This is a genomic window from uncultured Corynebacterium sp. (assembly GCF_902782855.1).
Classification (GTDB): Bacteria; Actinomycetota; Actinomycetes; order Mycobacteriales; family Mycobacteriaceae; genus Corynebacterium.
In genome coordinates, this window is the sequence record NZ_CACZOO010000224.1 from 1 (window position 1) to 13,373 (window position 13,373).

At 68.0% G+C, this 13,373-nt stretch carries 11 protein-coding genes and 1 tRNA gene; 4 read left to right on the plus strand and 8 right to left on the minus strand.

What is annotated here, in order from left to right:
* From alaS to aspS, 4 genes are all read right to left on the minus strand, one after another.
* On the minus strand, positions 1-2,373 hold a 2,373-nt coding region (gene alaS, locus QZV72_RS09410), incomplete at its 3' end, for an alanine--tRNA ligase (RefSeq protein WP_297007762.1).
* 48 nt (positions 2,374-2,421) lie between these two features.
* On the minus strand, positions 2,422-3,687 hold the full coding sequence (locus QZV72_RS09415; protein WP_297007784.1) for a replication-associated recombination protein A: 1,266 nt from the start codon (positions 3,685-3,687) through the stop codon (positions 2,422-2,424).
* Between the two features lie 119 nt (positions 3,688-3,806).
* Entirely contained in the window at positions 3,807-5,024 is a 1,218-nt protein-coding gene (locus tag QZV72_RS09420) for a phosphotransferase (protein WP_297007765.1), read from the minus strand.
* A 55-nt stretch (positions 5,025-5,079) separates the two neighbouring features.
* Positions 5,080-6,900: an aspartate--tRNA ligase gene (aspS, locus tag QZV72_RS09425; RefSeq protein WP_297007767.1), complete on the minus strand. Its 1,821-nt coding sequence runs from the start codon at positions 6,898-6,900 to the stop codon at positions 5,080-5,082.
* Positions 6,901-7,102: 202 nt separating this feature from the next.
* Here aspS and QZV72_RS09430 point away from each other — a divergent pair, with 202 nt between their 5' ends.
* Entirely contained in the window at positions 7,103-7,417 is a 315-nt protein-coding gene (locus tag QZV72_RS09430) for a hypothetical protein (protein WP_297007769.1), read from the plus strand.
* 37 nt (positions 7,418-7,454) lie between these two features.
* Here the strand turns inward: QZV72_RS09430 and QZV72_RS09435 are convergent, their stop codons facing one another.
* From QZV72_RS09435 to QZV72_RS09445, 3 genes are all read right to left on the minus strand, one after another.
* Positions 7,455-8,252, minus strand: a complete 798-nt coding sequence (locus QZV72_RS09435) for a hypothetical protein (protein WP_297007771.1) — start codon at positions 8,250-8,252, stop codon at positions 7,455-7,457.
* A complete protein-coding gene (locus QZV72_RS09440) occupies positions 8,249-9,010 on the minus strand; it encodes a metal-dependent hydrolase (protein WP_297007773.1) in 762 nt (253 codons plus the stop codon). Before QZV72_RS09440 ends, QZV72_RS09435 begins: the two co-directional genes overlap by 4 nt.
* A 73-nt stretch (positions 9,011-9,083) precedes the next feature.
* A tRNA-Lys gene (locus QZV72_RS09445) sits at positions 9,084-9,159 on the minus strand.
* Positions 9,160-9,314: 155 nt separating this feature from the next.
* Here QZV72_RS09445 and QZV72_RS09450 point away from each other — a divergent pair.
* Complete coding sequence (locus QZV72_RS09450; RefSeq protein WP_297007775.1) at positions 9,315-9,452, plus strand: hypothetical protein; 138 nt, start codon at positions 9,315-9,317, stop codon at positions 9,450-9,452.
* 114 nt (positions 9,453-9,566) lie between these two features.
* On the opposite strand, the gene QZV72_RS09455 is transcribed toward QZV72_RS09450, so the two are convergent.
* Positions 9,567-10,508: a diacylglycerol kinase family protein gene (locus QZV72_RS09455; RefSeq protein ID WP_297007777.1), complete on the minus strand. Its 942-nt coding sequence runs from the start codon at positions 10,506-10,508 to the stop codon at positions 9,567-9,569.
* A 61-nt stretch (positions 10,509-10,569) separates the two neighbouring features.
* Between QZV72_RS09455 and thrC the strand changes: the two genes are divergently transcribed.
* Both thrC and QZV72_RS09465 read left to right on the plus strand, forming a co-directional pair.
* The gene (thrC, locus tag QZV72_RS09460) at positions 10,570-12,024 is read left to right on the plus strand and encodes a threonine synthase (RefSeq protein WP_297007779.1); all 1,455 of its coding nucleotides are present in this window, start codon (positions 10,570-10,572) and stop codon (positions 12,022-12,024) included.
* A gap of 13 nt (positions 12,025-12,037) precedes the next feature.
* The gene (locus QZV72_RS09465) at positions 12,038-12,949 is read left to right on the plus strand and encodes an AAA family ATPase (RefSeq protein ID WP_297007781.1); all 912 of its coding nucleotides are present in this window, start codon (positions 12,038-12,040) and stop codon (positions 12,947-12,949) included.
* The last annotated feature ends 424 nt before the right edge of the window (positions 12,950-13,373 follow it).

The following is a 13,373-nucleotide window of genomic DNA, read 5'->3' on the forward strand; positions in this document are numbered from 1 at the left end:
CTGCATGAGGTAGTCACCCACCTTCGCGGTCAGCTCCGCGGTGCGGAACTGGGCGATCCGCTTCTCCGCCTCACGCAGTCGGGCGGTCAGTGCGTCGACCCGCTCCGGCAGCTCCTCGCTCGGGATGCGCAGCTGGGCCGCCAGGGCGCCGGACAGCTTGTGCTGGTCGGAAAGGAACCGGAAAGAGTCGACGCCGGTGTAGGCCTCGATCCGGCGGACGCCGGAGCCCACGGAGGATTCACCGAGCACGGCCACCGGGCCGATCTGGGAGGAGTGGTCGACATGGATGCCGCCGCACAACTCCATGGAGAACGGCCCGCCGATCTCCACGACCCGCACCTGTGCACCGTAGTTCTCTCCGAACAGGGCCATCGCCCCCATCGCCTTGGCCTCGTCGAGGCTGGTCTCGATGGTGTTGACCGTGTAGTCGGCGTCCACCGCCTCATTGGCGATGAGCTCGATGCGTCGCAGCTGTCCTGCGGTGAGCTGCTCACCGTAGTTGAAGTCGAAGCGTAGGTAGCCGGGCTTGTTCAGGGAACCGGCCTGGACGGCGGTGGGGCCGAGCACCTGGCGCAGAGCGGCGTGAATCATATGCGTGCCGGAGTGGGCCTGGCGGGCCTGGTGACGCCAGGTGTGGTCGACGACGGCGGTGACACGCTGGCCGACGGCCAGCTCACCCCCGGTGACGGTGACGGTGTGCAGCCAGACCTTCTTGCCGGTCTTCTGGACATCCGCGACGGTGGCTGCGCCACCGGTACCGCGGATCTCGCCACGGTCGGCCAGCTGTCCGCCGGCCTCGGCGTAGAACGGGGTCCGGTCGAGGATGAGCTGGACCGTCTCCCCCTCGCCGGCACGCTCCACGACCGAACCCCCGGCGATGACACCGATGATCCTGGACTCCGCTTCGGTGGCATCGTAGCCGAGGAAGACGGTCGGGTGGTTGTCGACGAAGGGGCGGTAGACGGAGACATCGGCGTGTCCGTGCTTCTTGGCCCGGTTGTCGGCCTTGGCGCGGGCCTTCTGCTCCGCCATGCGGGCATCGAAGCCCTCCTTGTCGACGGTGAGGCCGGACTCGGCGGCCATCTCGACGGTGAGGTCGATCGGGAAACCGTGGGTGTCGTGGAGGGAGAAGGCGGCGTCACCGTCGAGCACGGTCAAGCCTGCGGCCCTGACCTTGGCGGCGACCTCCTCGAAGAGCCGGGTGCCGGACTCCAGGGTCTTGAGGAAGGCGGTCTCCTCGCCCACGGCGACGGCGCGGATACGCTCCCAGTTGTCGGCGATCTCCGGGTAGGACGGCGTCATGGTGGCCCGGACGGTGTCCATGAGCTTCTCCATGGTCACGCCGGTGGCGCCGAGCAGTCGGGCGGAGCGGATGATCCGGCGCAGCAGACGGCGCAGGATGTAGCCGCGGCCCTCGTTGCCCGGGGTGACACCGTCGAGGATGAGCATCAGGCCGGTCCGGCAGTGGTCGGCGATGACGCGGAAGCGGATGTCGTCGGTGTGAGCGGCGTGGTACTCGGCTGACGTGGTGTCGCCCGCCTTGATGAGCTGCTCGCTACGGCCGTAGGTGCCGCCGGTGAGTTCCTCGGCGACCTTGATCACCGGGGCGAGGAGGTCGGTCTCGTAGACGTTCTCCACACCCTGGAGGATGCAGGCGACACGCTCGACGCCCATGCCGGTGTCGATGTTCTTCTTGGGCAGCGGGCCGAGGATCTCGAAGTCGTCCTTGCCGATGCCCTTGCCGCGCTCGTTCTGCATGAACACGAGGTTCCACAGCTCGATGTAGCGGGTGTCGTCGACGATCGGGCCGCCGTACTGGCCGTACTCCTCGCCGCGGTCGTAGTAGATCTCCGAGCAGGGGCCGCACGGACCGGGGACGCCCATGGACCAGTAGTTGTCGGCCATCCCGAGACGCTGGATCCGCTCCTCGGGGATACCGATCTTCTCGTGCCAGATCTGCGCGGCCTCGTCGTCGTCGAGGTAGACGGTGACCCAGAGACGGTCCTTGTCCAGACCGAAGCCGCCCTCCTCGACCGGATCGGTGAGCAGTGACCAGGCATGGCTGATCGCCCCCTCCTTGAAGTACTGGCCGAAGGAGAAGTTCCCCGCCATCTGGAAGAAGGTGTTGTGGCGGGTGGTGATGCCCACCTCCTCGATGTCGAGGGTACGCACGCACTTCTGGATGGAGGTGGCGGTGCCGTTGGGGAACGGCGGGTTCTGCTGGCCGAGGAAATAGGGCTTGAAGGGCACCATGCCGGCGTTGACGAAGAGCAGGTTCGGGTCGTCGAGGATCAGTGAGGCGCTGGGCACCTCAGTGTGACCGGCCTTGACGTAGTGGTTGATGAATCGCTCGCGGATCTCATGCGTCTGCACGGTGTTGGAAACCTTCTTGCTTGTCTCGGGTCTTTACCGGGGAAGAGTCTACCTGCCGCCACGGACTATCCCACGCAGGGTGTCCAGGGTGGTGGAGATCTGACGTTCCCGGCCGTGGTCGGTGGGGTTGTAGTAGACGGCGCCGGACAGATCGTCCGGCAGGTAGTCCTGGGCGAGGACGCCCCGTGGGTCGTCGTGCGGGTAGCGGTAACCCACGGCGTTGCCGAGGCCCTCCGCCCCCGAGTAGTGACCGTCACGCAGTTGGGGCGGGACGATCGCGCCCCTACCGTCCCGGACATCCGCCAGGGCTGCGTCGATCGCGGTGATCACCGCATTCGATTTCGCCGCGGTGGCCAGATGGACGGTTGCCTGGGCCAGTGGGATGCGCCCCTCCGGCATGCCGATGAAACTTACCGCCTGGTGGGCGGCGACGGCGACCTGCAATGCGGTCGGGTCGGCCATACCGATGTCCTCGGAGGCGTGGACGATGAGCCGCCGGGAGATGAACCGGGGGTCCTCCCCTGCGTCGATCATCCGTGCCAGGTAGTGCAGGGCGGCGTCCGGGTCGGAACCGCGGATGGACTTGATGAAGGCGCTGACGATGTCATAGTGCTGGTCACCGTCGCGGTCGTAGCGGGCCACGGCCCGGTCAGTGGAGCGGGCGACGACGTCGACCGTCACCTCCCCGCCGGTGTCCTCCACCGTCTCCGCAGCGGCCTCGAGGTATGTCAGGGCCCGCCGTGCGTCTCCGGCAGCCAGTGCGGTGAGCCGGTCGCAGGCCTCGTCGGTGAGCGTGATCCGGCCGTCGTAGCCGCGCGGGTCCGTCACTGCGCGACGGAGCAGCACCGCGATGTCCCCCGGCTCCAGCGGTTTGAGTTGCACCAGCAGGGACCGGGACAGCAGTGGGGCGACGACGGAGAAGCTGGGGTTCTCGGTGGTTGCCGCAACCAACAGCACGGTCCGGTTCTCCACGGCGGCGAGCAGAGCGTCCTGCTGCGTCTTGGAGAATCGGTGGACCTCGTCGATGAACAGTACGGTGGAGACCCCGTCGACCAGCCGACGGCGCGCGTCGGCGATGACGGAACGGACCTCCTTGACCCCGGAGTTCAGGGCGGAGAGTGCTTCGCAGCGCCGTCCGGAGCCGCCGGCGACCAGGGATGCCACGGTCGTCTTGCCGGTCCCGGGCGGACCGTAGAGGATCACCGAGGACTCGCCACGGCCGTCGATGAGTCGGCGCAGCGGCGAGGACTCCCCCAGCACCTGGGACTGTCCGACGACCTCGTCGAGGGTCCGCGGACGCATCCGTACCGCCAGTGGGGCATGCGCTCCGGGGTGGAAGTAGGCATCGGCGGAGCGCGACGGTGGTACCGGGTCGGAGCCGTCCGGCCCGGCGGTGGCGTGCCCGACAGCGAAGAGACCCTCGTCCACAGGTATCAGCGCGAACGGACGTCGGTGCGGGTCTGCGGTACCGCCCCCAGGTCAGACAACCGGGAGAGCAGAGCGGTGGCGAAGCCGGTGACCTCCCCGTAGCGGGGGTCCCCGCCGTCCTGCGCGGCGGCGGCGAAGCGCCGGACGGACTCGACGGTCGTCGCGAAGTCCGCGAGATGGGTCTCGGGCAGCCGCTCGAGTTTGCGGGCGCCGTCGGCGGCGGAGTCCGCGTCCTCGATGACGGCGAGGGTGCCGTGGTACAGCAGGGACAGGCTCATCAGTGTCCAGGCGATGAGTGAGGTCATCAGGGCGTCGGTGAGGCGGTCACGGTCCCGGACGTTCGGCCACACCGCGACGACCTCCGAGGCCCAGGCCTCGATGAACTCGGCCGACTCCTCCTCGTCGAGCAGCGGAGTGCTGATGTCGTGTGGGAAACCGGCGATGACGCAGGCGACGTCGAAGACGATGTCACGGAAACCGGCCCACTCGAAATCCAGGAAAACGACCTGGTCGGCCAACATGATGTTGTCCGGGGTCAGATCGAAGGGCGTGAAGGCCCGCAGCCGCGAGCGGGACTGACGCAGAGCCGCCTCCGCAGCGAATCCGGCAACCGTCCCACTGATCTCGATCCCGCTGCCGCGCAGCAGGTCAAGGCCCTGGTCGACGAGGGCTGCGACGTCGACGTCTCGCTCCCCTGCCTGTTCGACGGGCAGATCGTGCCGCGAGTACTGGCGGCGGTTGAGGGTGTCGAAGGACTCCTCACCGTCGGCGGTGGCGACCTGCATCCGACCCAGCGCCCGTCCGAGCTTGCGCAGGGCGGAGGCACGACGCTCCGAGTCCTCGATGACGAGGATGTCCGAGAAGCTCTCGCCGGTGCCCGCGTCGGAAAGCACGATGATGCGCTCGTCGATGTCGTGCGCGAGCAGTAGCGGACCGGGGCGGTTCTCGGCGGGGAGGGTGTTGGTGTACTGGTACGCGACGACCTCACGGATCATCGCCGCATTCGACTCCGCTTCCTCGGCGGTCCCTTCCGCCACGGGTGGAAGCTGCTTGATGACGAGGGACCGTTCCTGGAGGAAGGGGTTCGGTGTGACCTTCGCCCGAAGGACCAGGGAATCGCTGGATCCCCCGAGGTCCTCGGGGTGGGTGAGCTCCGGGGTGCCCCCGAACCGGCGGCCCAGCAGATGGGCTGCCCGTTCGAGGACGGTGTCGATACTCAGCACGTCGGTTCCTTACGCAGGTGGTCGGTTCGGGTCGGCGGTGGCAGGCGCCGGAGAACTACTCCGGGTCCCCGGTCTTCCCGCTGGCGGGGACGGTCGGCTCCGGCTTCTTCGGCTTGGCGTCGATTCCGGCCTCCTTGCGCTGTTGGGCGGTGATCGGGGCCGGGGCGTCGGTCAGCGGGTCCACTCCACCACCGGACTTCGGGAAGGCGATGACGTCGCGGATCGAGTCATAACCGCCGAGCAGGGACACGATGCGGTCCCAGCCGAAGGCGATGCCGCCGTGCGGCGGGGCGCCGAAGGCGAAGGCGTCGAGCAGGAAGCCGAACTTCTCCCGCGCCTCTTCCTCGCTGATGCCCATGACGGCGAAGACACGTTCCTGGACTGCACGCTGGTGGATACGGATGGAACCGCCGCCGATCTCGTTGCCGTTGCAGACGATGTCGTAGGCGTAGGCGGTGGCCTCGCCCGGGTTCTTGTCGAAAGAATCCAGCCACTCCGGCTTCGGGGAGGTGAAGGCGTGGTGCACGGCGGTCCACGTCGAATGGCCGAGGGCGACGTCACCGGAGGCGGTGGCGTCAGCGGCGGGTTCGAACAACGGGGCGTCAACGACCCAGGTGAAGGCCCAGTCACCCTCCTTGATCAGCCCGAGGCGCTCGGCGATCTCGCCGCGGGCGGCACCGAGCAGCGCACGGGAGGCCTTGACCTCACCGGCACCGAAGAAAATGCAGTCACCCGGTTTCGCGCCGACGTGTGCGGCGATGCCCTCACGCTCGGCGTCGGTGATGTTCTTGGCTACCGGGCCGGTCAGGGTACCGTCCTCGCCGACGAGGATGTAGGCGAGGCCCTTGGCGCCGCGCTGCTTGGCCCACTCCTGCCAGGCGTCGAGGGTGCGGCGCGGCTGTGAGGCGCCGCCCTCCATGACCACAGCACCGACGTAGGGGGCCTTGAAGACGCGGAAGGAGGTGTCCTTGAAGAACTCGGTGCACTCGGTGATCTGGATGTCGAAGCGCAGGTCGGGCTTGTCGGAGCCGTACTTCTCCATGGCCTCGGCGTAGGTCATCCGCGGGATCGGGGTCTGGAGATCGTAGCCGATCTCCTTCCACACGGCGGTGAGGATCTTCTCCGCCAGGGCGATGACGTCGTCCTGGTCGACGAAGCTCATCTCCACGTCGAGCTGGGTGAACTCCGGTTGACGGTCAGCGCGGAAGTCCTCGTCACGGTAGCAGCGGGCGATCTGGTAGTACCGCTCCATGCCGGCGACCATGAGCAGCTGCTTGAACAGCTGCGGGGACTGTGGCAGTGCGTAGAAGCTGCCCGGGCGCAGGCGGGCGGGGACCAGGAAGTCACGGGCCCCCTCGGGGGTGGAACGGGTGAGGGTCGGGGTCTCGATCTCGGTGAAGTCCTCCCCCGCAAGGACGCCACGTGCTGCCTGACTGACCTTCGAACGTAGTCGCAGGGCACGGGCCTGACGCTCACGGCGCAGATCGAGGTAGCGGTACTTCAGTCGGGTCTCCTCACCGACCTCACCGCCGGTGGAGTCCTCGATCTGGAAGGGCAGGGCGGTGGACTCGTTGAGGATCTCGAGATCGGAGACGTTGACCTCGATGGCCCCGGAGGCCAGGTTGGGGTTCTCGGAACCCTCAGGGCGGGCCTCGACGATGCCGGTGACTTTCAGGCAGTACTCGCTGCGCAGGTCGTGGGCGCGCTCGGCTACCTCGTTCTCCCGGAAGACCACCTGGGCGAGACCGGAGCGGTCACGCAGGTCGATGAAGATCACACCACCGTGGTCGCGTCGGCGGGCGACCCATCCGGTGAGGGTGACCTCCTTTCCGGTGTCGTCGGAGCGAAGGTCGCCACACAGATGCGTCCGCAGCACGTCGCATTGTCCTTTCGGATCAGGGTGAAGGGCGGCACGAGGTCGGCCTCCCCGGGTGTTACCGGTGCAGGGCCCGGGGTCGCCGGGTGTCCTGCACGCATATCGGGCACCCACCTTACTCCCCCGGCCGAGGCCGGGTCGGGGGTGGGTGGGTCCGGCCCCGCCCACTACGGCGACGGGCCGGACCAACTACCGTGGACGCATGGCCGAGAACACTCCCGAGAACACCTCCCGCCGCCGCGACTCCGACGGCATCCCCGATGAGCTCACTGTCGAGGACACGATCGTGACCCCGCTGGACCGCCGCGACGTCTACCGCTACTTCTGGCTGATCAACCAGGTCGTCCTCGTGATCTCGGCGGTGGTCGCCGTCTGCGCGATCATCTATGGTCTGGCGGCCGGCGAGTCCGACGCCTGGATCACCGGTATCGGCGCGGCGGTCATCGCCATGCTGTCCGTCATCGGACTCCTGCTCGCGAGACTGGGTAGCGACCTGAAGTTCGCCGGCCGCATCTGAGGCCCCGACCGGCAGGTTTCCGGGCCACGTCTCCTTGTCACCGCCCGGCATCATCCCGGAACACCCGGTACAGACCGTCGGGGTCGTCCGTGGTGATCTGGTCGACCTGCAGTCCGGCCAGGACCCTGACCTGGGCCAGTGTCTCCGGGTCCGGCCCACCGAGGGTGTAGGCGTCCACCGTTCTCCCGGCGTTGTGGAAGGCGGCGATGATGTCCACCGGACCGGTCGGGAGCCGCGACAGAGCGAGGATGATCCGGTGGTCGAGGTAGATCATCCGGGCGTCGGGAGCCGCCGCCAGTGCCGAGGCCACGAACCTCCCGACGTCTCCGCTCCGGCGCAGCCGTCGCACCGCCGAGCGTGAGCAGGGGTCGTGACCGGTGGACAGGCGTGGTTCGCGGCACGCGATCCGTTCGACAGCCACGCGGTCGGATCCCGAGGCGATGACCGAACCGACGAACGGTCCGACGGCGGCGGCGACCCGTGCCGCAGCGTCCGGGGTTATCCGACGTGCGGGGTCCTTGATGTCCAGTTGGAGGCTGGCAGACGCCGGCAGCACCTTCACACCCCGGGCGGTGAGCGTCTCTCCCACCGCAGCCAGTGGAGTGGGCGGACCCGATCCGGCGGTCCTGCCGTGTCGCCACCAGCGCAGCGGGTCGTGCCGGATCACCGGGACGCCGTCATGCCCGACACACACGTCGATCTCGACGCTGGCACCGCACACCAGACCCTCGACAATGCGCTCCAGACTGAACGGTGGGTCGCCGATGGTACGGCGGGCCCGGTGCCACTTCAACCGGGTGCGGTGTCCGTCGTAGATCAGGTCGGTGGATGTCATCCGCCCATGAGTACCAGGTGCAGCTGCCAGGCGGTGAGCGCGGTGAACACGAGCAGCAGCGCCTGGTCCCGCACCCCCGAAGTCCGTACCGTGACCGCCCCGGGCAGCGTCCAGTTCCACCAGCGTTTCCCGCCCCGGGGGATCAGCGGTGAGGTCAGTGGCACCCCGGACTTCGTCAACATGTCGCCCGCGAGGTGCACGATCACCCCGACAGTCACCGCGGACGCGGGCATGAGCGGGGTGCGGAGAGCAGGGACGGTGTACCAGGCGCCGATCCCCAGGCCGACCGCCACAACGACGACGACCGGACCCGCCCGGCCCCCCGACCACCGCGGGAACAGACCGCGCAGCGCGAGGCCGGACAGGAACACCAGCATGCCCACCACTCCGGCGTCACCGGAAGCTCCACCGATACCCCACGCCAGAGCTCCCGCGAGCAGTGCGAACCACAGGGTGTGGGTGGCGGTTCGGTGACCGCCGGTGATACGGGTGTCTCCACGAGAGGCGGTGGCATTGACGACCAGGACACTGAGGGACGCGGCGAGGCGGGCGACCAGTCCCGTAAGCGGGCCGAAGGCGCGGGCGACTGTCGATCCGGGGGCGTCGAGGTCCGGCAGCAGGGCAGCTCCGGCGGTGAGGCCGGTGAAGGCGAGGATCTCCGCAGTGCCTGTGGCCCCGCCCCAGGTGGCAGGGAGAGCGGTGGATAGGGCGAGGCCTGCGGCGGCGCCGGACATCGCGTGGGTGGGCCCCTGGACCACGGACTGTCCTCCCCCCTCCCACCGGATGGCCGAAGCCCCCGGACCAGGTGACCCCGGCCGGGGGCTTCATGTCTGGTGCGCCATCAGGGACTCGAACCCCGAACCCGCTGATTAAGAGTCAGCTGCTCTGCCAATTGAGCTAATGGCGCTGATACTGCCCGACGTCGTCGGCAACGGAGGCATACTATAGACGAACTACCGCAGCGATGCAATATCACTGGTCAACACCCAGCCCAAGATCGCACGAGTCACATCAGCCACATAGGTATCGCATTGGTGGTGCGTCGCTGTTAGGGTGGCTGCCATGGACTTCACCGCGATCATCGCTCTCGTCAACGACCTCCTCCGTCAGGCCGACATGGCCACCTACACCAACTGGGACGTCGTCAGCCGCGTTCTCGACGCGATCATCCCGGACGCTGCGGCGAACTACCGGCCCTAGCATCCACGCCGACCTCCCGCCCGGCGCCCCCGTTCCCCCGAACCCTCCTGTTCCCGTCACCTCCCACCCGAGGTGGCGGGAACACTGCTCCACGCCCCACCACAGGGCACAGGATCAGGGCACCAGAACATCGATCACACCGTGGGCGCAGCCGAAGTCGAGGTCGCGGTGCTGACCCATGTAGTCGCCGTCGACCTGGACATCCGCGGGTTCGGCGCCACGGAACCTCACCCACTCGACATCGTCGTCCCTGACCAGATGGGCTGCCCGGGGGTTCCGGGAACCGGCGAGCAGCTGGGCACCGAAACCCAGGTTACGGACCACGGACAGTGAGGTGGACGCCGTCAGCCCCAACCCCCGGTCGAAGCTCGTCCCCGGGTTCGTCCGGATCGGCCGGGCCCCGAGATAGGTCCACGGGCTCGCGTTGCTGACGAAGCCGAACCGCACACCTTCGACCGGCGCATGACCGGCCGCCGCCACGGTGAAGGTCGGGGCCGGGCCGTCGGGGCGGAGGAATGACCGCAGCACGGACCTGAGGTAGAGCACGTTACCCACCTGTGCGCCACCGTGCCTGGCCTCTTCGACCTGACGGACGACCGTGGCGTCTATCCCCATGCCCGCATTGAACAGGAACCAGCGTCCCAGGGTGTGTCCGAGACCGATGGTGCGCCGGCGGCCGGAGTCGAGGGCGGCGAGCAGCTGCCGGGTGGCGTCCTGCGGTCTGCGCCCCACCCCGAGCGCACGGGCGAAGACGTTCGCGTTTCCCCCGGGGACCACACCGAGGGCCGGGAGTTCCTCCGGCGCCGGACGCTCGCCGCTGTCAGGAGGCCCCAGGATCCCGTTGACCACCTCGTTGACCGAACCGTCTCCGCCGTGGACGAACACGGCGTCGAATCCGTGCTCCACCGCCCGCGCCCCGAGCTCGACAGCGTGTCCCCGGTACTCCGTCAGACACGGCACCACCTCGACATGTTCTGCCAGCTCTGCCGCGAGGGCGCCACGACGGTTCGCGGTGGTCGTCGTGGCGAAGGGGTTGGCGATGAGCATCACTTTCACGGATGCCGATGTTACCGGGGGCGAAACGGGCCCGGCCACCGCACTCGGTAGGCTGGGTGCCATGAAATACATCTCCACGCGCGATGCGCAGGCCACGCCCGTCGATTTCACCGATATCCTGCTCGGCGGGCTGGCCCCGGACGGGGGTCTGTACCTGCCGCAGGAGTACCCGTCGGTGGATACCACTACGCTGAACCGTTGGCGCACCGTGCTGGACACGGACGGCTACTCCGCCCTTGCCGCCGAGGTCATCTCACTGTTCGTCGATGACATCCCGGCCGAGGAACTCCGGACGATCACCGCCCGTGCGTACTCCACGCCGAAGTTCGCCTCGGCGCAGATCGTCCCGGTCACCGACCTGGAGCCGGGTGTGAAGATCGCGCATCTGTCCGAGGGGCCCACCGCCGCCTTCAAGGACATGGCGATGCAGCTGCTCGGCGAGCTGTTCGAGTACGTGTTGCGGCAACGCGGGGAAACCATCAACATCCTGGGTGCGACCAGTGGTGACACCGGCTCCTCGGCGGAGTACGCCATGCGCGGTCGTGCCGGGATCCGCGTGTTCATGCTGACCCCCGCCGGCCGGATGACCCCGTTCCAGCAGGCACAGATGTTCGGTCTGGACGACCCGAACATCTTCAACGTCGCCCTCGACGGCGTCTTCGACGACTGTCAGGACATCGTCAAAGCCGTGTCCGGGGACGCCGCGTTCAAGGCGGAGTACCACATCGGCGCGGTGAACTCGATCAACTGGGCACGGCTGATGGCACAGGTCGTCTACTACGTGTCCAGCTGGCTGCGCGCCACCGATTCAGTGGAGCAGACCGTGTCCTTCTGCGTGCCTACCGGCAATTTCGGTGACGTCTGCGCCGGTCACATCGCACGGCAGATGGGGCTCCCGATCGACCGGCTCATCGTGGCGACGAACGAGAACGACGTCCTCGACGAGTTCTTCCGCACCGGTGACTACCGGGTCCGCACCTCCGCCGAGACCTTGGCGACCTCCAGCCCGTCGATGGACATCTCCAAGGCCTCCAACTTCGAGCGCTTCATCTTCGACGTGCTCGACCGTGACGCGGTCCGCACCGCTGAGCTCTTCGGAACCAGGGTGAAGCAGGGCGGCTTCTCACTGGCCGCCGACCCCGCTTTCCCTGAGGTGGGGAAGGACTACGGCTTCGCCTCGGGCTCCTCCACCCACGCCGACCGGCTCGCCACCATCCGCTCCTGCTGGGAGTCCGCCGGCGTCCTCATCGACCCGCACACCGCCGACGGGGTGAAGGTCGCCCGCGGGTACCTCGCGGAGCACCCGGACTCCGCCCCGGTGATCTGTCTGGAGACCGCCCTACCGGTCAAATTCGCTGACACCATCCGTGAGGCGATCGGGAGTGAGCCGGAGGCGATGACCCCGGAACGGTTCCGCGACATCCTCTCTGCTGACCGACATGTCACCGATCTGCCCGATGACGTGGACACGGTGAAGGAGTTCATCCGGACCTCCATCGCCGACGTGCAGGTCTAGGCTCCTTCTCGACATGCCGGAGCTGCACATCACCCGGGGGTTCCCCGCATCCGGAAAGACGACATGGGCCGAGGCGTTCTGCGCCCGGACCGGTGCGGTGAACATCAACCGTGACGACATCAGACGTCAGCTGGGCATCGGACCACACGGCACGGACATCCAGGAGGACGGTGTGTCCGGAGTCCAGGACGCCCTGGTCGGCGCAGCTGTGTCGAACAGCTCCGACATCGTCGTGTCCGACACGAACCTGCGGGCCCGCCCGCTCCGGTCACTGCTGTCACGGGCCCTGGCCGCCGGGTACCGGGTGGAGATCCACGACTTCCGGGTGGAACTCCACGAGTTGTTGCGGCGCAACGCCGCGAGGGACCCCGACCGACGGGTGCCGGAGACGGTGATCCGTGACCTCTGGTCGCGTTTCCCGTACCGCCGGTGGCCGTCAGTGGAACAGCTCATCACCACCGGACAGGCTTCCGGGGCACCCACCTCCCCGGAGATCGACAACCCCCGTGAGCTACCGCACTGCGTTCTGGTGGATGTCGACGGCACACTCGCCCACCACAACGGGCTGCGATCCCCTTACGACTGGTCCCAGGTCTTCCGGGACACGGTCGATGAGCCGGTCCGGGACGTGGTGCGCGACATCCGTGCCGCCGGCGTCCGGGTGATCATCATGTCCGGCCGGGACGCCGTATGCCGGGACGCTACCGCGGCCTGGCTGGTCGAGCACGGGGTACCGTACGACGAACTGCACCTGCGCCCTGCCGGCGACCAGCGCGCCGACTGGATCGTGAAGGACGCCCTGCTGCGCGAACACGTCGAGGGCCGGTACCACGTGCGCTACTGTCTCGATGACCGGCAGCAGGTCGTGGACCACTACCGGTCGATCGGACTGAAGGTCTTTCAGGTGCAGCCGGGGGATTTCTGAGCGGGTCGACCGTAGCCGTCCCCCGGCCGTCGTCTGGTACTCTGGCTTCCCTGCTCCCCCGCCGGGTCGTTCGGTGGCAGTGGCCGGAGTATGCCCATGTCGTCCCCCGAACGGGGGCCTTCCAGCTATTTGGCTATGAACCCCTGTGTCTGATCCTATAAATTTTTCGGTGGGCCGTAGCTCGGAGCACTCCCTCCACCGGACCGTGAGTCTCCAGTAGCTCCCCCGCGCCCCCATCGCCCTTCGGACGGTGGGGGCCCCTTTCTCCCGCCGCAGACCGGCCGCCAGACCTACCGCCGGTGGTTTCGCCGGGACACGGCACCTGACGGCACGACCTAGGGCGTGGGCGCACCGGAGCCGAGGACCGTTGCCGCGTTAGAGGTATCGACCTGCGCCAGAAGCGCTAGTCTCCCGGCGTAGTCCC

Bases quoted from the DNA above. Each gene is read 5' to 3' on its own strand.
- thrC (WP_297007779.1), top strand. From the start codon at position 10,570: ATGAAATACATCTCCACGCGCGATGCGCAGGCCACGCCCGTCGATTTC.
- QZV72_RS09435 (WP_297007771.1), bottom strand. From the start codon at position 8,252: ATGACATCCACCGACCTGATCTACGACGGACACCGCACCCGGTTGAAG.
- QZV72_RS09465 (WP_297007781.1), top strand. From the start codon at position 12,038: ATGCCGGAGCTGCACATCACCCGGGGGTTCCCCGCATCCGGAAAGACG.
- QZV72_RS09450 (WP_297007775.1), top strand. From the start codon at position 9,315: ATGGACTTCACCGCGATCATCGCTCTCGTCAACGACCTCCTCCGTCAG.
- QZV72_RS09430 (WP_297007769.1), top strand. From the start codon at position 7,103: ATGGCCGAGAACACTCCCGAGAACACCTCCCGCCGCCGCGACTCCGAC.